Below are 20,302 nucleotides of genomic sequence, written 5' to 3'. Positions count from 1 at the left end.
AACCTCATGAGCTGCAAAATCGACTATCAACCAGCGTCCAATCTTTTGGAAAACCGCGTCGTGTTGGTAACCGGTGCGGGTGATGGAATTGGACGTGCGGCTGCACTTACCTACGCCCGCCATGGGGCAACTGTGATACTGCTTGGCCGCACGATAGCCAAGCTTGAGCGTGTCTACGATGAAATTGAAGCAGAGGGCGGACCACAGCCTGCAATTTTTCCGCTCAACTTTGAGGGCGCAACGCTCAAAGACTTTCACGATATGGCTGAAACGCTGGACAAAGAGTTTGGCCGTTTAGATGGATTGCTGCATAACGCTGGCTTGCTAGGCAGAATTACGCCTTTTGAGCAGTACAATCCAGAGCTGTGGGAACAAGTCATGCAGGTCAATATCAATGGGCCTATTTGGATGACCCAAGCGTTGCTACCACTGCTTCAGCAGTCAGCTGATGCTTCTGTGGTCTTCACCTCATCAAGCGTTGGACGAAAAGGCCGGGCCTACTGGGGGGCATATTCGGTTTCAAAGTTCGCCACTGAAGGTTTTGTGGAAGTGCTTGCTGACGAACTTGAAAACCAGTCTACTGTGCGGGTTAATACGTTAAACCCAGGGGCAACACGTACCCAAATGCGCCGGACTGCTTACCCAGGTGAAGATCCGTTGACGCTGCGTACCCCTGAAGAAATTATGCCTACCTACTTATGGCTTATGGGGCCAGACAGCACGGGGGTTAGTGGCCAGAAGTTTGACGCTCAACCACCACGTGCATAAACGTACCCTGTTTGTAGCTTTCTTACGCACCACTTGTCGATGTTCTAGGCGTTTTCATTCCATTAACGCTATCAATGAAAAGCAGTCAGAGCATCGACTAAGTCTTTGCAGGTTTCAAACCATAAGTCAGCTGGCCATTGCTGATAGTCGTCTTCCTCACTGATATACCCGTAGCCAACGGCAACAGCCGTCATTCCCGCCGCTTTCGCCGCCTCCATATCACGAATATGATCACCGACGTACCAACACGCTTGTGGCGCCACGTTAAGCCTGCGCGCAGCCTCCCAAAGAGGTTCCGGAGCGGGTTTTCTGACCGCTAGATCATCTGCACATAAAAGAGCCCCAGGCGTTAGCGCCAATGCATCTAACAGCGGAAGGGTATAGCGTCTTGGTTTGTTCGTTACGATTCCCCACAAGCGTGATGCTGAATGCCAGCGGTCTAGCCATTGGTCAAGGGGTTCAAATAGCCGACTGTGAACAGCAACTGCTTGTTCATAATTATCTAACAAATACTGCCGCGCCGTATCGTGTTCAGTAGAACCACTTTCGATACCAATAGCCAAGGTTACTAAAGCACTGCCACCGTTAGAAACCTGGCCTCGTATTTTTCCGTAGGGCAGTGGTGTCAGCCCATGATGCCGCCTCAATGCATTCGTTGCTTCAGCAAGATCAGGGGCAGTGTCAACAAGAGTTCCGTCTAAATCAAACAGTATGGCTTCAGGTATTGATGTTGACATTTATTCGCTCGCTTTCCGGCAATACATCATGTAATTGACCGATACATCATTTGCGACCAAGCGGTAGTGGCGAGTCAGCGGGTTATAGGTCAGCCCCGTTTGTTCGTTAATCTCAAGATCGGAGGCTCTTGCCCATGCGGCCATCTCAGAAGGGCGGATAAATTTTGCATAATCATGGGTGCCGCGCGGCAATAGTTTAAGCACATACTCAGCACCTAAAATCGCAAAAGCATACGATTTAGGGGTGCGATTTAGGGTCGAGAAGAAAACATAACCCCCAGGGCGAACCAGCTCACTGCAAGCACGAATGACCGAGGCGGGGTCAGGTACATGCTCAAGCATTTCCATGCAGGTTACGATGTCATAATGCCCTGGCTGCTCTGCTGCCAGCGCTTCAACACTTATCAGCCGATAATCCACCGATGCACCGCTTTCTGTCGCATGTAGCCGGGCAACGCTAAGGGGTGCTTCTCCAAGATCAATGCCGGTAACACTAGCTCCTCGATGGGCCATTGACTCACTTAGAATCCCACCACCACAGCCGACATCGAGCACCTTTTTACCGGCTAAGCCTGCACGCGCGTCAATAAAGTCAAGGCGCAAGGGATTGATAGCGTGCAGCGGCTTGAATTCCCCCTCTGCGTCCCACCAACGACTAGCAAGTGCTTCAAATTTCGCAACTTCCGCTGCGTCGACATTGTCGTGGTTGCGATGAGTAGTGCTATCCTGAGGTATCGCTTGCATGTTTTAACTCCCATTGTCGGTAAGTTGGCATGAAGGTGGCAACCAACCAGTCGTTCAGTATTATGTCATTCTAACCACTCCTGGAAAGGAACGCATGAAAAGGAACGCGACATGAATCTTAACCCCCTATTTTCGCGACTTTTATTTTCTCAGGGAGCGTGATGAATGCGAGTATTACTCCACGGAAGTGAACTAAGTGCCGCTACCGCCGCCGCAGCGCTAGCCTGGGTAGGCCATCAAGTTGAGTGGCTACTACATGAAAGCGCACCATGGCCACAGCTTTTGAAAGCAGACTGGCTGCGCAGTGAACCTGAGTTAATGACGCATATTGAACAAGCGTTAGCCAGTGAAACACTGAGAATCATTGAAGCGCCAGCGCAGGCTCATTCTCCTGATGTGGTTTGGTTAGCTCTGTCGCCCGATCAGCGTCAGGCGGCCAAAACGCTGCTTGAAGCCCCTATATTTGAGCGCCATAGTGGTGCTGTATTAATTAATAATTCAACATTTCCAGTAGGCGAAACAGAGCAGTTGCACGCGCTTATGGGGCCCCAGCACAGTAGCGTTGCCTTACCCGACACTTTGGAAGAAGGGCGGGCCTGGCTCTCCTTTACGCGTCCTTCACGCTGGCTGCTCGGCTGTGACGACGCAACAGGTGAACAGGTAGCGCGCGAGCTTTTACGTGCCTTTAATCGCCGCAATGATGTGTTCCAACGGATGCCTTGTAGAGCGGCGGAGCTGACTAAGCTCGCTATAAACGGCATGCTGGCAACACGTATCAGCTACATGAACGAGATTGCAGGCCTTGCAGATACGCTCGGAGTTGACGTTGAACATGTTCGCCAAGGTATGGGCGCTGATACCCGAATTGGCTATGAATATTTATACCCTGGCTGTGGCTTTGGTGGCCCCAATTTCTCTCGCGATCTAATGCGCTTAGCTGATGTTCAGTCAGCCAGTGGCCGTAACTCGGCACTGCTAGAGCAAGTAATGGACATCAATGAACAGAAGAAAGAGACGTTATTTAGGAAACTCTGGACGCTCTTCGAGGGCGATTTAGCAGGCAAAACGATTGCTATTTGGGGGGCTGCCTTTAAACCTGGAACCACTCGAATCGATCACGCGCCAGTGCTGACACTCCTTGCAGCCTTATGGGCACAAGGTGTGAAGGTGAATCTGCATGATCCAGCGGCAACCCCCGCGCTGCTCAATGCCGTAGGTGACCGAGACGATCTAACTACGTTTACCAGTGACCCATACTTGGCATGTGAAGGAGCCGACGCACTGATGCTGGTGACTGAATGGAAATCTTATTGGAACCCTGACTGGCATCGTTTAGCCTCGTTATTGAGCGCTAAGTTGGTGCTGGATGGACGAAACATTTATGACCCAACTTTCGTGGCTAGCTGTGGCTTACGGTATAGAGGAATCGGGCGTCGTGCAGATCCCGCAACGTATTGAGGAAAAGTCATGCCCAACAGTACTGCGTCTTCTCGCATTGTTCCCGATGTGGATCAAAGCTTGACCGCACAACACTTGCGTCATCGCAGGGGGCCCAAACTGTGGCCATTGTGGTTATTGATGATGCTTATTATCATTTCGCTGGGTGCCGCCGCAGTGGGCCTTTGGTATGAAAGAGAACGCTTATTAGAAGAGGTCCATCGAGTAAGTGGAGAGGTATCTAATCTTCATGCAAGACTCGACTCGGGTGACACGGACACGCAAGATGCGATAGCCTTTGTACAAGCACAGATGACAACGCTGTTCCAAGAACAGGAGCAGTTAGCCGTTGCGGTGACACGCACTCGTGAAGAGCTCTACGGGCTTTTGACGTCAAACGAAGAGCTCGTGAATGGTGATGCCCTGAGCAGCATTGCTGAGCGTATTAGTCAGTTGGAAGAACAAGCAGCGTTACGTGACCAACAGCTTGCCGCTATACGTACATCACTTGATTCACTTGAGCAAGCAGGCATGTCTGGGCGGCAAAATTTAGCAGAAGAGGTAACTTACCTCGAAGAAATGCTATCGCAGCGCCTATCTACGACTACCAACCGACTCGATGATATTGCTAAGTTAGAAAACGAAAACAGCGAATTGGTAACAAATGTTACTGCATGGCAAGAAGAGGTCGATCAGCGCTTTACTGAGGTAAACTCAACGCTTGAAATGCTAAGCAGTACTGATACTTCAGCTACTCAAGAAGCCTTACAAGCACTCGAACAGCAGTGGGCGCAACGATTAAACACCTTAGAAAGTGATATCCGTCAAGTGCGGCAAGCCCAGCTGGCATTTAGTGCTCAGATGGAGATGCTCCGCTAGAAATTGTCGGCAGCATAGAGCAATGGGTAATAAAGCCACCGAGTCGCTGATTTGGTTAGGGATGAACTGCATGGAAAGAAAACGGCGATGGCCTACCGTTAAACAAGCGACTCGTGAGGTGGTTTTACCACTTCTTGTAACGTGGTCAGCTCCCGTTTGGGCACTTAACGCGTCGATCAATGGTGTCAGTAGTGAAGTAGAGGACAATATTGATGCCTATTTACAGAACATTGACGAAGATCAGTACACTGATGTCCGTCTAGAAGGCGAAATACGTAAGCGTGCGCAAGAAGCCATGCGCGTTTTCGGCTACTACGAGTCTGACATTGCGGTTGATGTTGATAGCTCACCCATCACACTTCGCATCGAACCTGGCTCGCCGGTCAAAATCGACGTGCTTTCTGTCAATATCAGCGGTGAAGCAAGCGATGACCCTCCGTTTCAGGAAGCACTCGATGCATTTCCCTTAAAGGAAGGCGATACATTAAGGCATGCCCCGTGGGATCGCCTACGCAACCAGTTTTCAGGCCTGGCACTTGAGCGCGGTTATTTCGACTGGGGGTTTACTGATCGTCGAATGGAAATAAGGCCATACCTTGAAAGCGCTCGCCTTTATATGGATTTCGACAGCGGCCCACGCTATCAATTTGGCAATACGACTATTTCAGGCAGTCATATCGAACCTGAGCGTTTGCTTCAAATGCAGACCTTTGAAGCAGGAGAGCCTTATCTAGCGGAATCGATAGCCCGTTATAATCAACGTTTAGCTGAGACAGAGTGGTTCAGCTCTGTGACGGTGCGACCACGTTTAGAGACAGCGCGCGAGCTGACCCTATCGCCGCCAACAGGAAGCTCACCGTGGTGGAATGAAGCAACGGCATCGCAGCCTCAACGTCCTAGGCTGTCCAGCACAGCGCTTGCCAGCGCATTTAGTGTCACTCAGCGGGACGACACCAGCCTGCCTATTGACGTAAGTGTAGAGCCTGCCGACCGCCATCAATTTGAAGTCGGGATTGGCTTTGCAACTGACGTAGGACCGCGCATGCGCTTTGGCTGGAAACAGCCATGGATTAACCGCTTTGGCCATAGTCTGGATCATGATCTGTATGTTTCAGCACCAGACCAGCGCTTCACAGGGACTTACAATATCCCGTTAGAAGATCCGTTACGCGATAGCTATCGTCTGCAATATGGCGTGCGTAATCTGGATGACGGCGATACCCAGTCGTTAGAGGGTACCGTGGAAATCGCTCGTCGATGGAAGTTTGAAAACCGCTGGGTACAAACACTTTACTTCCGGACGACCTATGAAGACTTCACCCAAGGCGGAGTCTCAGATGAAGTATTACTGTTTTATCCAGGCATTCAGTGGTCCCGTACAAGAACGCGTCCTCAGCGGTTTCCGCTTTGGGGAGATAGGCAACAATTATCGCTCGAGTATTCAGACACGATATGGGGATCCGATGCCCAGTTCGCGCGTATGACGGGTGACACAGAATGGATTCGCACCATTGGCGATGACAACCGTTTTTCTGCACGGCTAAGCATCGGCGCGATCGAAACAGATAATTTCGATAAGTTGCCTCCTTCGTTGCGCTTTTTTGCAGGCGGTGACCGAAGCGTCCGGGGTTACTCCTACGAAAGCCTATCTCCGCGAAATGAAGAAGGGCTTTTACGTGGCGGCCAGCAAATGCTGACCTCGACTCTCGAGTACCAGCGTCGAGTGACTGGCGACTGGTGGGGAGCAACTTTTGTCGATACTGGAGATGCCTTCGATAATTGGGGGCCAGAAGAGTTAAAAACGGGCGCAGGGGTTGGCATACGCTGGATTTCCCCTGTGGGCCCTATCCGACTTGATGTAGCACACCCATTTGACGATGAAGACGATTGGCGCCTGCATTTTTCCATCGGACCGGAATTTTAGGAGAGCATTTTGGCTAAGGTTGCAACAGCGGCATCTATCAAGCGTCAACCGCTCTCAGTTAAACATCGTATAGGATTGTTTTTGTGGAGTTTTGTACGATTAGCCATTGTGCTACCACTCTGGCTATTTGGTCTGGTCGCTCTGCTACTCGGCGTTGCGCTCTCTCCTTGGGGAACAGGTCAACTGTTTTCGCAAGGGGAGCAACGGGGCTTCTTTACGTATGAACACCAGGAGGGCGCACTGCTAGACCAGTTTGCCTTACGCGGTTTTCAGCTATCGCTTGGTGAGACGCGCGTCAACGTCGACAGCCTTGAGTTAGCCTGGGCCGAAGACTGTGTGCTGTCAGGTAAGCTTTGCCTAGACAAATTGCATGTAGAAGGCGCAGATATACGTTTGGGCGAGAGCACTGAAGCGGAGAAAGACTCACCAGAATCTGATGGGATGCCTAGCATCCAACTTCCTTTTCCTATTGAACTACGTTCAGTTGAGTTCACTAACGTTCAACTGCAGCTAGCTGATGGAACTCGCGTCGGCTGGGAGTCGTTTTCAACCGCAATTACTGCGCAGCAACATCTTGTCAGTATCGCGCCCACTACGCTCATGCAGCCAACTGTGTACTTGCCTCCCACGGCAGGCACTCAGCTAACAGAAGGTATCCAGACGCCGTTACATGCATCTGCTATTGATGGTGCGGTTATGGCTACCCAACCGGTCATAGCAGAACCTGATCAAGCGGTAGAGGCCTTAACAGCACGGGAGCGAATTGAGCTACCTGAAATAGTGCTTCCCATTGATATCGACTTAGCATCCTTCACCGTGACTGATGTCACTGTCAGCGGAGCCGTTGATTACCAAGTCGAACGATTAGCCGTGGTTGCGAGTGCTGAAGGCAACCAAATAACTCTCCGCTCATTAGAGTTGCTCACGCCTGATGCCGAGGCGAACTTAACAGCCAACGCCACATTATCAGACAGCTATCCGTTAGATGCTCGATTAACGACAACCTTGTTTTTACCCGAGATATTTCCTGAGCTAAGTGGCGAAGAGCTTGTTTTGGAGCTGTCGGGATCCCTAGATGAGCTGACAGCCAGTTTAGGGGCATCCGGTGTCGTTAATGCAACACTGGAGGCTCAAGTCGATGCGCTGGCACCGACGCTACCCTTCGAAATACGGCTGCAGAGTAACCGCCTACAGTGGCCACTCACACAACCTAGTAGTGACGAGGCAACGGCAGAACCCTATGTTGCTGAAGATATAGACATCATTGCTAGCGGCAGTTTGGAAGCGTACCAGACAACGCTTTCCTTAAACGCTCAAGGCCCGCAAGTGCCGGCCACCGATATTCGACTCAGTGGCAACGGAGATCTTTCATCGTTCCGCTGGACGCCGCTAACCCTAGCGATTGATGACAGTTCGCTCAGTAGTGAAGGGGAAGTGAATTGGGCTTCGTCACTACGCGTTGATACCACCATCAGGCTGGATCAATTTGATCCCTCGCACTTTGTCGAACAGCTCAACGGCAATCTCAATGGCGACATTACCGCTAGTGTGCGTCAAACCGGTGACCTCTGGGAAGTCAGTCTGCCAGTCCTCGATATTACTGGGGAGCTCCAGGAGTACCCCTTGGCGCTACAAGCCTCCTTAGAGGCTAACAGTGCGCTTGAAGTAGATATCCAAGAACTGCTTTTTACTCAGGGAGACAACCGATTAACGGCCTCTGGTCAAGTTAGTGAGCAAGCAATGTCGCTAGACACCGAGATTGCATTGCGTCAATTACAGACGCTGCATCCAGACTTAGCGGGGACATTAACAGGTAATATTCTGGCCAGAGGTAGCATTAGCCAACCTAGGGTGGAAGCCGAATTAACTGGACGTGATTTGCAGTTTGCCGAAAACCGTCTTGAAACGTTATCACTGACCAGCAATATCGAGGGGATCGAAGACCCAACGCTAGACATTAACCTTGGTTTGCAGCAGGTCAATGCAGGTGGGCAGGCATTTTCGAGTATTGCCCTTGAGCTTAACGGACGCCTATCTCAGCATGCACTCACTGTCAGTGTCGACGGCCAAGCCGATAACATGCTAAGCCGTGCGCTTGTAGCTCTAGATGGGCGTTTTGATCAGCAAGCGCAGCAGTATCAGGGCCAACTAACACCACTGGAAATCGACTCCGAGTTTGGCAACCTACGTTTAGAAGCCCCTCTTGATATTCGTTACAACCTAGCTAACGGCCAAGCGCAACTCTCACCTTTCTGCGTGCGTCGCGAAGAAGGAGGGCTTGTTTGCTCGCAAGAACAGATTGCCGCATCGGCTGACCAAGGGCGCGCGGTGTTGAGCATCAGAGAAGTGCCGATGGAAGCTCTCGAGCCTTTATTGCCAGAAGAGTGGAGCTTTGAGGGTGACACAACGGCAGACATTGTTGCAGCTTGGCGCCAAGGGGGAGCTCAGTGGCAAGCCGATGTTCAGGTATTAAGTGAGTTAGCGATTACGGCAGTCAACGATTACGGCCAGCCCGTACAGCTTCCTGTGATTAGCTTAAACACGCAGTTAGACGCCAGCCAAGCTCAAGCTGATGCCGATATTGTACTGTCGTTTGAAGATGCTGGTGAGCTGGCACTCGATCTCAGCATTAGTGATCCACTTGGTCGTGGTGGTCTTAGCGGCGAGCTAAGCGCCCAAGCGCTTTCCTTAGCACCTTACCGTCCATTGGTGGTGGGCATGGATCGCTTAGAGGGCGACTTAAATGGCCGTATACAAATTGCAGGAACCACCAGTCAGCCCGATTTACAGGGACAGCTTGCGCTTCGCAATCTAAGCGTTCATGGCCCAGATATTCCTATCGATATCAAAGATGGCGAGCTGGTCGTTGCGTTTGACGGCGAACAAGGGGACATAAATGGTTTTGTTGCTGCTGAACGTGGTCGCTTGAATATCACTGGGGATGCTTACTTGCCCGCAGATGACGACTGGCGTATTGGTGTCGATGTTAACGCGACTCAGGAGCCATTATTAATCGTTTTGCCACAGTTTGGGCGTTTAGAAGCAGCGCCTGATATCCGCATTCGAGTAACACCGGATCGCTTGCAAGTACGTGGCAATGTCGATCTACCGTGGGCGCGCTTAGAAGTTGGCGATCTTCCTGCCTCAGCTGTTAGCCCAAGCTCTGACGAAGTCATTATCACCGAACGCGATGATCGAGAAGCTGAGCGACTGGCTCAGCAACGGGCTGCGAATGGCGAGCCAAGCGCTGCTGATGAGCTTTCACAATCAGGAATGGACATTGATGTGCTCATCACACTAACCTTGGGCCGTGATATGCAAATATCAGCATATGGGCTTAATTCTGATTTAGGTGGCACGTTAGAAATTCGTCAAGGCAGCGGTGCACTTCAGCTGTTTGGTGATGTCAATCTTATCAATGGTCGTTTTAAAGCCTTTAGTCAGGATCTGCTGATTCGCCGTGGACAGCTGATATTCAGCGGCCCTCCGGGGCTGCCAATTCTCGATTTCGAAGCAATTCGTAATCCTGAAATCACAGAAGATGAGGTTATTGCCGGTCTTCGTGTCAGTGGCAATGCAGAAGAGCCCAACTTACTGATTTTTTCAGAACCAGCAATGGATGAAACCCGTGCGCTGTCATATTTATTGAGAGGGCGTGCACCCGATGCTGCTGGAGGAGGGATCGATAGTGCGCTTACTACCGCCTTAATCGGTATGTCTCTCGGTAAGACAGGCGGAGCCGTTGGTTCCATTGGGGAAGCGTTTGGTATTAGCGATTTAACCTTGGATACCACCGGGGCAGGTGACAACAGCCAAGTAGCACTCACTGGGCAGTTAACCGACGATATTCGAATTAGCTACGGCGTTGGGATTTTCTCGCCCATTGCAGAACTGACCCTACGCTACACACTTTGGCGCAACCTATATGTGCAGGCAGTATCTGGTGCAAATCAAGCCGTCGACTTAATCTATACATTTACTCGGTCAGGTGACCCTACGATTTATCCACGGCAATAAGAGGGCGTTATGACGCTATTTTCTAAAGCAAATTCAGCACCGCTTGGCCGCGTAACGCCGATTGAAACGAGCAGCGTACATACCGTTACTGGCCACTCACTTCACCCTCCTTTCCCAGCAGGGTATGAAGAAATTGTGTTAGGCATGGGGTGCTTTTGGGGCGTTGAACGCCTGTTTTGGCAAGTGCCGGGGGTATACGTCACTGCCGCAGGTTATGCCGGGGGAGAAACACAAAACCCAACTTATCAAGAAACGTGTACGGGACAAACAGGCCATACCGAGGTGGTTCGAGTGGTATACGACCCCAGTGCCACATCCTTGGCTACGCTGTTGCAAATTTTTTGGGAGCAGCACGACCCTACTCAAGGCAATCGTCAAGGCAACGATGTGGGTAGCCAGTACCGCTCTGCCATTTTCACAACAACGGCTGCTCAGTTGGTGGCTGCTGAAAAGAGTGCCAATGCCTATCAAAAGGCGCTCGATGAGGCTGGCCGTGGAACTATTACTACCGAGATCAAGCCGCTGAATATTTTTTACTACGCGGAGGCGTATCATCAGCAGTATTTGGATAAGAACCCTGCGGGGTACTGTGGACTTAAAGGGACTGGCGTTACTTGCCCCATCGGTTAGTCGTGGTGAAAAGAGCCAAGTACTCCATCACAAGGTCAGTAATAAGGTCAGTAAAATGCCACACACTTTAAAACGTTCATGGCTCATGCCTTCGGCTTGGGCCTTGGTCATCTCTGCTGCAATTGCGACGCCCGCTATAGCCGAGGAAATTACTGAAGATGTCGTGCCAGCGATGCCACAAACGGTTGAAGAGAGCCCGTTTTCAAGTGAGCGAGAAGCGGTCATATGGCGTCAGGATGAATTGAAAGAGCTAGAAAGCCTTCTGCGTCAGCTGCGTTTTGACTTGGTGAATAACCAGGATGCACGCGGAGCCGCGCCGCGCTTAGCAACGCTTCAGGAACAGGCGACTCAAGCTCATTTTTTGCCCGCGTTTATTGTCGGCACTCATGGGCGTGGATCTGACGCTCGCCCAGAAATCTGGGAAGAGTGGGAAGATTTCGCAGCGGGATTTACGGATCTTGAGCAAAAGGTGGCGGCGCTGATCGATGCGGCCGAGCAAGAGGACTATCGCGCGGCCACGCGAGCATTTTCTGATGTTGGCTTAAGCTGTAAAAGTTGTCATCGCGCCTACCGCTATAACTGACCGAGATCGATGTCATTAGAGCGATAGGCACAGATAGTGTCAGTCGCTTTGTTGAAGGCGGTCGATACGATAAAGGGTCTCAACCTGCTCCAGGCCGGTTATGGTGCATTTGAGATCTTTTACACGGCCGTCGCTCAACCCATAGACCCAACCATGCACTGAAATATCTTGGCCTCTCTGCCAGGCACGTTGCAGAATTTTGGTTCGGCACAAGCTATTAACTTGAGCCTTTACGTTCAATTCGCACATGCGGTCAATTTGCTCTTCCATTGGTAAATGTTCAAGCGTATTACGGTGATGGTTATACTGTTCGCGCACCGAATGCAGCCAGTAATCGACGACTCCGCACTCACCGCCGGTTACTGCCGCCTTAATGCCACCACAACCGTAGTGCCCCACAATCATGATATGACTGACCTTGAGTACATCCACCGCAAACTGCACGACTGACAGTGCGTTCATATCGGTATGGTGGAGAAGGTTAGCGACATTACGATGGACAAAGACTTCGCCTGGCGGAAGGGCAATAATTTGGTTAGCAGGCACACGACTGTCAGAACAACCAATCCAGAGGTAATCAGGGTTTTGCTGATTGGAAAGGCGTTTAAAGTAGTCAGGATCTTCCTCACACATACGCTCTGCCCAGGCGCGATTATTATCAAGCAGTGTTTCAATAGCGTTAGACATTGGATCTCCGTCACAGGTTAGGAGCTGTTAGGTTCAAGATAGAGCAAACTAGGGTACAGAGAGAGGGGTTTTAACCTTCTCAGAATCTAAGGTCAATCTTTGTGCTTAACGACCGTTGTCGGTAAGTACATGACCGATAAGTACATGCAATGGTTCAGGATAGGAATAGCACATGGCTGATAACGCGGAATATGAATACGATTTACTGGTAATTGGAGCAGGGTCAGGGGGTGTTCGCGCCGCACGGATGGCAGCTGCAACCGGTGCCAGAGTTGCTATAGCTGAAGACCGTTACTTGGGCGGCACCTGTGTCAATGTCGGCTGTGTGCCTAAAAAACTGTACTCCTATGCGGCCCACTTTCACGACAGCTTCGATGATGCCGCAGGCTTTGGATGGCAGTTGCCTGGGCCTGCTGTCTTTGAGTGGTCAGTGCTACGCGATAATAAAACCAGTGAAATAAAACGGCTTAATGGCATTTATCAGCGGATGTTAGAGGGCGCGGGAGTCGTACTGCTCCACGCTAGAGCAACCGTGACAGATGCACACACCGTTTCATTGACCTCGGAAGAGAGCGTTACCCAAGTAACCGCACAAAAGATACTGCTAGCGACAGGTGGTTGGCCATGGGTGCCTGATTTTCCTGGCAGTGAATACACAGTCACTTCAAACCAGATATTTGACCTTGATGCTTTTCCAGAGCGGTTTCTGGTGTTGGGAGGCGGCTATATTGCGGTCGAATTCGCGAGCATTTTTAACGGCCTCGGTAGTGAAACACATTTGATTTATCGTGGAGAGCTGTTTCTAAAAGGGTTTGATGAAGAAGTTCGAGCTTTTACCCGCGATGAAATGAGCAAAAAGGGCGTCAACCTGCATTTCAATACCAATATTGAACGGATTGAACCCAATGGCTCGGCGTTTAACGTGTATTTAACTAACGGTGATGTTCAAGAGGTAGATGCCGTCTTAGCAGCGACAGGACGTAACGCCAATACGCAGGGGCTAGGGCTTGAAGCATTGGGCATTCATCTTGATAGCAGTGGAAAAATCCCCGTGAATGAACGCTACGAGACGTCGGTTCCTTCAATTTTGGCGCTTGGCGATTTGACCCAGGGGCCTGAGTTGACGCCCGTAGCACTGGCTGAGGCGATGCAGCTAGTCGATATCCACTTCAATGAAACACTGCCTAAACCGTTGGACTATGCCACGATTCCTACGGCTGTTTTTTGTCATCCCAATATTGGGACGGTAGGGCTATCTGAAGAGGCTGCCAGAGAAAACATTGGCAAGATTCGCGTTTATAGCGCGGACTTTAAAGCAATGAAACACACATTGTCAGGTAGCCAAGAACGCACCTTAATGAAGCTAATCGTTGATGATGCGACAGATGTTGTCGTAGGGGCTCACATGGTAGGTGAAGAGGCCGGTGAATTAATACAAGGGATTGCCATTGCGGTCAGGGCGGGGCTTACAAAAGAAGATTTTGATCGTACCATCGGTATCCACCCAACAGGTGCGGAAGAGTTTGTGACAATGAGAACAGCTACGCGCAATTGATTACATAAAATTCACATTTTTAAGGCGAGCATTAGCTCGCCTTTTTTTGTCTCGCAGCTATGTGAGGTTGATCTAAACTCTTTCAATACAGCGGCTCTTTCACCTGATTTTTGCAGGTAGAGACGCCTTTGATAACCAAAAATTATGGAAAAGGACGGGATGAATAATATGATTTTTGAATTGCTCATAATCAGCTGTTATAATGGCGCTCAAATTCGCTACAGCGAAGCATAACCATGAGCACGCCAATAACACCTTTTACCCCTTCTGCAGACCTTGCACGCCCAACAGTCGCTGATGCTGTGGTCGGTCATGCATCTACTCCGTTATTTATTCGCAAGCCGAATGCAGATGATGGTTGGGGCGTCTACGAGTTGATAAAAGCTTGCCCACCGCTTGATGTTAATTCTGCTTATGCTTATTTACTGTTGGCAACTCAGTTTCGCGATACCTGTGCGGTCGCAACAAATGAAGAGGGCGAGATAGTAGGATTTGTATCTGGCTATGTGAAAGACAACGCGCCGGATACCTACTTTCTATGGCAGGTTGCCGTCGGTGAAAAAGCACGTGGTACAGGCTTGGCACGCCGCTTAGTCGAAGCCATTATGTCGCGTCCAGAGCTTGATGATGTGCATCATCTGGAAACGACGATCACTCCAGACAATCAGGCCTCTTGGGGCTTATTTCGCCGCTTAGCTGCACGCTGGCAAGCCCCTTTAAATAGCCGTGAATATTTCTCTACCGAACAACTCGGTGGAGAGCATGATCCTGAAAACCTAGTTCGTATAGGTCCATTTCAAACAGACAGCATGTAACGGAACGGACCAGCTATTGCCCAATACGCGGTTCTTGCTAGCTGGTTACGTGTTACCGCTGTTTCCGCCAGTTTGTCCTACGCTTGGCTCAATGATTTAAAAAGGAGGTCGTTAATGCAGACCCAAACGCTTGAACGCATGGAATCTAACGTACGTACTTATTCGCGCTCATTCCCCGTTGTGTTTACGAAAGCCCAGAATGCTCGTTTAACGGACGAGAATGGTCGTGAGTACATTGATTTCCTAGCCGGTGCCGGCACGCTCAATTACGGCCACAACAACCCACATCTCAAACAAGCAATGATCGACTATCTGTCAACAGATGGCATTGTTCATGGCTTGGATATGTGGACCGCGGCAAAGCGTGATTACCTGGAAACCCTTGAAGAAGTTATCTTCAAACCGCGTGGCTTAGACTACAAGGTACATCTGCCTGGTCCGACAGGCACTAACGCAGTAGAAGCGGCCATCCGTTTGGCCCGTGTTGCTAAAGGTCGCCATAATATTGTGACCTTCACCAACGGCTTCCACGGCGTCACCATGGGAGCACTGGCAACCACGGGTAACCGCAAGTTCCGCGAAGCGACCGGTGGCATTCCCACACAGGGCGCAAGCTTTTTACCCTTTGATGGTTATATGGGAGAGCATGCGGATACGCTGGATTACTTCGAAAAATTACTTAACGACAAATCTGGCGGCCTCGATATACCGGCAGGTGTTATTGTCGAAACCGTGCAAGGCGAGGGCGGTATTAACGTGGCAGGCCTTGAGTGGCTCAAGCGTTTAGAAAGTATCTGTCACGCCCATGATATTCTGTTGATCATCGATGACATCCAAGCAGGCTGTGGCCGCACGGGTAAGTTCTTTAGCTTTGAACACGCGGGCATCACGCCTGATATCGTGACGAACTCAAAATCACTCTCTGGATTCGGGCTGCCATTTGCCCATGTATTGATGCGTCCAGAGCTTGATAAATGGAAGCCAGGTCAGTACAACGGCACGTTCCGTGGTTTCAGTCTGGCGATGGTGACCGCTACGGCTGCGCTTAAAAAATATTGGTCAAATGATGTTTTTGAGCGTGATGTTCAGCGCAAAGCGCGTATTGTTGAAGAACGTTTCCAAAAGCTGGCAGCCTTACTCAGTGAGAACGGCATGCCTGCCACTGAACGTGGACGCGGCCTCATGCGCGGTATTGATGTTGTCTCTGGTGATATTGCCGACAAAATCACCAGCAAAGCATTTGAGCACGGCCTTATTATTGAGACCAGCGGCCAAGACGGCGAAGTAGTGAAATGCTTATGCCCGCTGACTATCAGTGATGAGGACTTGCTGGAAGCGCTGGATATTCTAGAAGCCTCGGTCAATGCTGTTATCCAAGCGTGATGTAGAGTTAGGCTAATTTTGCAGCATCGATTCAGCACTGGGCCGCTTCGGTTAATACCAAGTGCCTCATAACGGAGCAATTCTATGATCGTTCGTAATCTTGAAGAAGCACGCAAAACAGATCGCCTTGTCACCGCCGAAAATGGCAATTGGGACAGCACGCGTCTTGTTCTAGCCAATGATAATGCGGGTTTTTCATTTCATATTACCCGTATTTTCCCAGGCACTGAGACGCATATTCATTACAAAAACCACTATGAAGCTGTGTTTTGCTATGAAGGCGAAGGCGAAGTAGAAACCCTAGCCGATGGCAAAATCTGGCCGATCAAAGCAGGCGATATTTATCTGCTGGATCAGCACGACGAACACCTGTTACGCGGTAAAGAAAAAGGCATGACCGTCGCATGCGTCTTCACGCCAGCAATTACTGGTAATGAAGTACACCAGGAAGACGGCTCATACGCTGCACCCGCTGGTGAGTAAGGCCTAACGTTAGCGTTACGGATTGGCTAATGACAAAACAGCCTGCTTAAAAAGCAGGCTGTTTTTTATGAGGGTTGCCATTGATGATTAGGATTTTAACGTGATGCCCGTGAGATCATGCAGGTTCGCATAATATATATTATGTTAAATTAACTAAATAAAGGTTCCAAAACCAGCGGATCAAGTTGGACAATACAATGTCCTTCTCCTTATCATTCATGCTCTTCTTGTTTAAGGATATCTCACGTTATGCGCTCAGGTGTATTGTGTCTAATGGCTGGTTTGTCGCTTTCGTTTGCAGGCTGTGCTGTGACACCGCCAGAAACGAATGAGCCACCGCCATTAAGCGAAGCGTCTTTTAACACCCGCATCCTTGAACTTGAAACCTCTCTTGCTCAGCAGTGTGCATCTGCGTCTGCACTACTACACGAGCAGCAGCTTAACCAACAGCGAGCGTTGACAGCTGATGTTCGCGAAGTCGGTAGCCTGTTGCGCTATTTGCGCCAAGATGTGGCTGGTCTACAAGCTCGCGGTGAAGATCCCGTTATTGTTCGTGAAGAGTGCGATGTTGATGCCACTCAAGACAACAAAACACTGCTGGGCCGCAGTGAATGGGTTGGTTTACCCAGTGTTGGCACTTATTTGAAGGCGCGCGTTGATTCAGGAGCCAACACTTCATCACTATCAGCAGCCGAAATTACCCGCTTTGAACGTGATGGTGAAAATTGGGTGCGCTTTAAGTTGGCACTAAATGACGAAGACGTGGTCGTAGATCGCGTGCGTGATGAATGGATCGAAGCGCCAATTGTACGTAGGGTGCGTATTGTTCAGGCATCTGGTGAAGAGTCTCGCCCAGTGATCTCACTGTTAATGACCTTGGGCCCAATCCGCGAAAACGTTGAGTTCACGCTTAATAATCGCACCCACTTGGACTACCCAGTGCTGTTAGGACGGCGATTCATGATGGATATTGCCACCATTGATGTTGCTCAAACCTATCTTTACGAACGTCCAGAATTCCCTGGCGGTGAACCTGCCGATCAAGCCGCTGAAGATGAAGCAGCAGATCAAGACGATACTGAAGAGTAACAGTTCTCCCCCGCCGTTTTTCGCTGAAAGGAATCATGATGTCACGGTTGCCGTTTTATTTGATCGTTGGACTACTGCTGTTGGTTGGTATTGCCGCCAGTGTGCATCGACATGTTCAGTTTGAAATCCCCTGGCTACCCGGCGAACAGCGCCAAGTATGGGAAATCGAAGCTGTTATCAACTTTAATGCCCAGGACGGCCCTGTGCAGGTTGATCTAGCGCTGCCTTCTCATCAGGCCGGATATCGGGTTTTGACGGAAAACACCGCGTCTTCCGGCTATGGGCTTGCCTATAAAGCAGATGAACTAGGTCGTCAGGCCGAGTGGACTATTCGCAATGCCGCCGGTAGCCAGCAGCTTTACTATTCTGTGCAAATGCTTGTTTCGCCAGATGCGCGCTCACCCGTGCAAACGCCACCAGAATTATCGACTGTTCCTCCCTGGGAAAGCCCGTACGACACTGCCGCTAGCCAATTAATTGATCGTGCTTGGGCACGTAGCGCCAATAACGCCACCTTTGCGAGAGAATTGATTTTAGATATTAATGGCGAACGCCAAGGGGAAAATGCACGACTACTCTTAGCCCAGCAACAGCCATCGCCACTGATTGTACGTTTGTTGAATCAAGCGGGTGTTCATGCAAGGGAAGTCAGCGGCCTATTGATGGAAGATGGTCGTCGTCGACAAACCCTCAGCAGTTGGATTCAAGTGTTCGACGAATCTGCCGAAACCTGGACACTTTTTAACCCCACGACCGGCGAGCAAGGAAAACCCGACAACCTTCTACTCTGGGAAACAGGTGGTCGCGCGGTGTTAGAGGTCCAGGGCGGAACCAATTCGCGTGTCACCTTTTCAATGTTGACGCATTACCAACCTGCTTCTGCGGCGGTTCGTAATCACTACTCTGATGACACGCTACTCAATTTCTCTATCCATAGCCTTCCTTTGGAAGAACAGGCACTTTTCCAAACGATTCTGCTGATACCCATTGGCGCGCTGGTAGTGGTGTTTTTGCGAGTGTTGGTTGGGGTAAAAACATCGGGCACTTTTATGCCGGTGCTGATTGCATTAGCGTTTATTCAAACCACTCTGCTAACGGGTTTAATTGGCTTCCTGCTGATTGTGGCTGTAGGCCTGATCATCCGTAATTATCTTTCATACCTCAACCTATTGCTGGTAGCGAGGGTTTCGGCGGTCATCATCACTGTCATAGCAATCATCTCAATTTTCACTGTTATTGCTTATCGTATGGGGCTAAGCGCGGGGTTAACTGTCACATTTTTCCCGATGATCATCCTGGCATGGACGATTGAGCGGATGTCGATTCTCTGGGAAGAGGAAGGGCCAAAGCAGGTATTGATTCAAGGCGGAGGCAGCCTCTTAACCGCTGTATTAGCGTTCCTTGCCATGAATAACCCCTGGGTTCGCCACATTACTTTCAACTTCCTTGGCGTTCAGTTCATTCTGATGGCGCTCATCTTGTTGCTTGGTAATTACACGGGCTACCGCTTATTGGAGCTACGCCGTTTTAAGCCAATTACTGATGAAGAGAAATCCTCATGAGCTGGCTAAAGAACTGGACATGGCCAACACGGCTTAGAGACAAGGGAATTATCGGCATGAATCGGCGAAATATTCGCTACATCGGCCGCTATAATTCCCGACGTTTATATCCGCTGGTTGACGACAAGCTGAAAACCAAGCTTCTTGCGCAACGTTACGGCATTACAACGCCGGAGCTCATTGGTACAGTCACGACTCAGTTTGGGGTCAAGCATATCAGCGAGATGCTAAGTGGCCATTCGGGCTTTGTGATCAAGCCTGCCAAAGGCAGTGGCGGAAAAGGCATACTTGTTATTGAAAAGGTACAAGAGGGTATCTTCATCAAACCGAGCGGTGCCAGCTTGTCGATTGAAGATATTGAGCGCCATGTTTCGAACATACTTTCTGGGCTGTATTCGCTAGGCGGCTCACCGGATGTCGCCGTCATCGAAACACTGATCAATTTCGATGAAAGCCTGATGGCCTATACCTATGAAGGCGTACCGGATATTCGAGTCATCGTGTTTAAAGGTTATCCAGTGATGGCCATGATGCGGCTTTCTACCGCCGCGTCGGATGGCAAGGCCAACCTTCACCAAGGGGCCGTAGGCGTTGGGCTGAACATTGCCACAGGCGCGGCCCTACGTGGAGTGCAGTTTGATCGTCCGTGCTTCAGCCACCCAGATACAGGTCACGACTTGGCAAGTCTGGTTGTCCCACAGTGGGATACCCTGCTCCACCTGGCAGCAGGCTGCTACGAGATGACCGGACTTGGCTATCTTGGCACCGATATGGTGCTAGATAGAAAGCATGGCCCCATGCTGCTTGAGCTTAATGCGCGCCCCGGGCTTGCGATTCAAATGACCAACGGAGAAGGACTTCGTCGCCGGCTTGACCTGATCGAACAGCAGCCTGACGGTGTTCCCGTCGCTGAGCGGGTAGCGTTCGCACAGCACCACTTTGCCCGCCAAAGCGAACTCGTAGAAACGCCTGACACTTCTTCGGCGACGGCGTAGACTACGCATATCCC

At 50.4% G+C, this 20,302-nt stretch carries 17 protein-coding genes; 14 read left to right on the top strand and 3 right to left on the bottom strand.

The window, feature by feature from the left end; translation table 11 throughout:
* The first annotated feature begins 6 nt into the window (after nucleotides 1–6).
* Nucleotides 7–768 carry a YciK family oxidoreductase gene (locus tag NDQ72_10260; GenBank protein WKD30296.1) on the top strand — a complete coding sequence of 254 codons (762 nt, stop codon included), beginning with the start codon at nucleotides 7–9 and terminating at the stop codon, nucleotides 766–768.
* A 71-nt stretch (nucleotides 769–839) separates the two neighbouring features.
* Here the strand turns inward: NDQ72_10260 and NDQ72_10255 are convergent, their stop codons facing one another.
* A complete protein-coding gene (locus NDQ72_10255; GenBank protein WKD30295.1) occupies nucleotides 840–1,505 on the bottom strand; it encodes an HAD-IA family hydrolase in 666 nt (221 codons plus the stop codon).
* Nucleotides 1,506–2,249 (bottom strand): bifunctional 2-polyprenyl-6-hydroxyphenol methylase/3-demethylubiquinol 3-O-methyltransferase UbiG, encoded by a 744-nt coding sequence (gene ubiG, locus NDQ72_10250; GenBank protein WKD30294.1) that lies wholly within the window; start codon nucleotides 2,247–2,249, stop codon nucleotides 1,506–1,508.
* 165 nt (nucleotides 2,250–2,414) lie between these two features.
* On the opposite strand from ubiG, the gene NDQ72_10245 reads away from it, so the two are divergent.
* The 6 genes from NDQ72_10245 to NDQ72_10220 all read left to right on the top strand — a co-directional run bounded on the left by NDQ72_10245 (nucleotide 2,415) and on the right by NDQ72_10220 (nucleotide 11,719).
* Entirely contained in the window at nucleotides 2,415–3,707 is a 1,293-nt protein-coding gene (locus tag NDQ72_10245) for a nucleotide sugar dehydrogenase (GenBank protein ID WKD30293.1), read from the top strand.
* Nucleotides 3,708–3,716: 9 nt separating this feature from the next.
* Nucleotides 3,717–4,565 carry a hypothetical protein gene (locus tag NDQ72_10240; GenBank protein WKD30292.1) on the top strand — a complete coding sequence of 283 codons (849 nt, stop codon included), beginning with the start codon at nucleotides 3,717–3,719 and terminating at the stop codon, nucleotides 4,563–4,565.
* A gap of 70 nt (nucleotides 4,566–4,635) precedes the next feature.
* A complete protein-coding gene (locus NDQ72_10235; GenBank protein ID WKD30376.1) occupies nucleotides 4,636–6,489 on the top strand; it encodes an autotransporter assembly complex protein TamA in 1,854 nt (617 codons plus the stop codon).
* A gap of 9 nt (nucleotides 6,490–6,498) precedes the next feature.
* Complete coding sequence (locus NDQ72_10230; GenBank protein ID WKD30291.1) at nucleotides 6,499–10,506, top strand: translocation/assembly module TamB; 4,008 nt, start codon at nucleotides 6,499–6,501, stop codon at nucleotides 10,504–10,506.
* A gap of 9 nt (nucleotides 10,507–10,515) precedes the next feature.
* Nucleotides 10,516–11,136: a peptide-methionine (S)-S-oxide reductase MsrA gene (gene msrA / locus NDQ72_10225; protein WKD30290.1), complete on the top strand. Its 621-nt coding sequence runs from the start codon at nucleotides 10,516–10,518 to the stop codon at nucleotides 11,134–11,136.
* An 85-nt stretch (nucleotides 11,137–11,221) separates the two neighbouring features.
* Entirely contained in the window at nucleotides 11,222–11,719 is a 498-nt protein-coding gene (locus NDQ72_10220; GenBank protein WKD30289.1) for a cytochrome c, read from the top strand.
* Nucleotides 11,720–11,758: 39 nt separating this feature from the next.
* Here the strand turns inward: NDQ72_10220 and can are convergent, their stop codons facing one another.
* Nucleotides 11,759–12,406: a carbonate dehydratase gene (can, locus tag NDQ72_10215; protein WKD30288.1), complete on the bottom strand. Its 648-nt coding sequence runs from the start codon at nucleotides 12,404–12,406 to the stop codon at nucleotides 11,759–11,761.
* A gap of 172 nt (nucleotides 12,407–12,578) precedes the next feature.
* Here can and gorA point away from each other — a divergent pair, with 172 nt between their 5' ends.
* The 7 genes from gorA to NDQ72_10180 all read left to right on the top strand — a co-directional run bounded on the left by gorA (nucleotide 12,579) and on the right by NDQ72_10180 (nucleotide 20,288).
* Nucleotides 12,579–13,961: a glutathione-disulfide reductase gene (gorA, locus tag NDQ72_10210; GenBank protein WKD30287.1), complete on the top strand. Its 1,383-nt coding sequence runs from the start codon at nucleotides 12,579–12,581 to the stop codon at nucleotides 13,959–13,961.
* A gap of 236 nt (nucleotides 13,962–14,197) precedes the next feature.
* Nucleotides 14,198–14,776, top strand: coding sequence for a diaminobutyrate acetyltransferase (gene ectA, locus NDQ72_10205; GenBank protein ID WKD30286.1), 579 nt, complete (start codon nucleotides 14,198–14,200; stop codon nucleotides 14,774–14,776).
* 114 nt (nucleotides 14,777–14,890) lie between these two features.
* Nucleotides 14,891–16,159, top strand: a complete 1,269-nt coding sequence (gene ectB, locus NDQ72_10200) for a diaminobutyrate--2-oxoglutarate transaminase (GenBank protein ID WKD30285.1) — start codon at nucleotides 14,891–14,893, stop codon at nucleotides 16,157–16,159.
* A gap of 84 nt (nucleotides 16,160–16,243) precedes the next feature.
* Entirely contained in the window at nucleotides 16,244–16,642 is a 399-nt protein-coding gene (locus tag NDQ72_10195) for an ectoine synthase (GenBank protein WKD30284.1), read from the top strand.
* Between the two features lie 249 nt (nucleotides 16,643–16,891).
* Entirely contained in the window at nucleotides 16,892–17,731 is an 840-nt protein-coding gene (locus NDQ72_10190; GenBank protein WKD30283.1) for an ATP-dependent zinc protease, read from the top strand.
* Between the two features lie 38 nt (nucleotides 17,732–17,769).
* Nucleotides 17,770–19,293, top strand: a complete 1,524-nt coding sequence (locus tag NDQ72_10185; protein WKD30375.1) for an inactive transglutaminase family protein — start codon at nucleotides 17,770–17,772, stop codon at nucleotides 19,291–19,293.
* Nucleotides 19,290–20,288 carry an alpha-L-glutamate ligase-like protein gene (locus tag NDQ72_10180; protein ID WKD30282.1) on the top strand — a complete coding sequence of 333 codons (999 nt, stop codon included), beginning with the start codon at nucleotides 19,290–19,292 and terminating at the stop codon, nucleotides 20,286–20,288. Before NDQ72_10185 ends, NDQ72_10180 begins: the two co-directional genes overlap by 4 nt.
* Nucleotides 20,289–20,302: the final 14 nt, after the last annotated feature.

The organism is Halomonas sp. KG2 (assembly GCA_030440445.1).
GTDB lineage: Bacteria > Pseudomonadota > Gammaproteobacteria > Pseudomonadales > Halomonadaceae > Vreelandella.
This window is presented reverse-complemented; position numbering and strand designations above follow the sequence as displayed.

Excerpts from the sequence above, each read along its gene's own strand:
- NDQ72_10260 (WKD30296.1), top strand. The coding sequence starts at position 7 with ATGAGCTGCAAAATCGACTATCAACCAGCGTCCAATCTTTTGGAAAAC.
- NDQ72_10255 (WKD30295.1), bottom strand. The coding sequence starts at position 1,505 with ATGTCAACATCAATACCTGAAGCCATACTGTTTGATTTAGACGGAACT.
- ubiG (WKD30294.1), bottom strand. The coding sequence starts at position 2,249 with ATGCAAGCGATACCTCAGGATAGCACTACTCATCGCAACCACGACAAT.
- NDQ72_10245 (WKD30293.1), top strand. The coding sequence starts at position 2,415 with ATGCGAGTATTACTCCACGGAAGTGAACTAAGTGCCGCTACCGCCGCC.
- NDQ72_10240 (WKD30292.1), top strand. The coding sequence starts at position 3,717 with ATGCCCAACAGTACTGCGTCTTCTCGCATTGTTCCCGATGTGGATCAA.
- NDQ72_10235 (WKD30376.1), top strand. The coding sequence starts at position 4,636 with ATGGAAAGAAAACGGCGATGGCCTACCGTTAAACAAGCGACTCGTGAG.
- msrA (WKD30290.1), top strand. The coding sequence starts at position 10,516 with ATGACGCTATTTTCTAAAGCAAATTCAGCACCGCTTGGCCGCGTAACG.
- NDQ72_10220 (WKD30289.1), top strand. The coding sequence starts at position 11,222 with ATGCCTTCGGCTTGGGCCTTGGTCATCTCTGCTGCAATTGCGACGCCC.
- can (WKD30288.1), bottom strand. The coding sequence starts at position 12,406 with ATGTCTAACGCTATTGAAACACTGCTTGATAATAATCGCGCCTGGGCA.
- gorA (WKD30287.1), top strand. The coding sequence starts at position 12,579 with ATGGCTGATAACGCGGAATATGAATACGATTTACTGGTAATTGGAGCA.
- ectA (WKD30286.1), top strand. The coding sequence starts at position 14,198 with ATGAGCACGCCAATAACACCTTTTACCCCTTCTGCAGACCTTGCACGC.
- ectB (WKD30285.1), top strand. The coding sequence starts at position 14,891 with ATGCAGACCCAAACGCTTGAACGCATGGAATCTAACGTACGTACTTAT.
- NDQ72_10195 (WKD30284.1), top strand. The coding sequence starts at position 16,244 with ATGATCGTTCGTAATCTTGAAGAAGCACGCAAAACAGATCGCCTTGTC.
- NDQ72_10190 (WKD30283.1), top strand. The coding sequence starts at position 16,892 with ATGCGCTCAGGTGTATTGTGTCTAATGGCTGGTTTGTCGCTTTCGTTT.
- NDQ72_10185 (WKD30375.1), top strand. The coding sequence starts at position 17,770 with ATGTCACGGTTGCCGTTTTATTTGATCGTTGGACTACTGCTGTTGGTT.
- NDQ72_10180 (WKD30282.1), top strand. The coding sequence starts at position 19,290 with ATGAGCTGGCTAAAGAACTGGACATGGCCAACACGGCTTAGAGACAAG.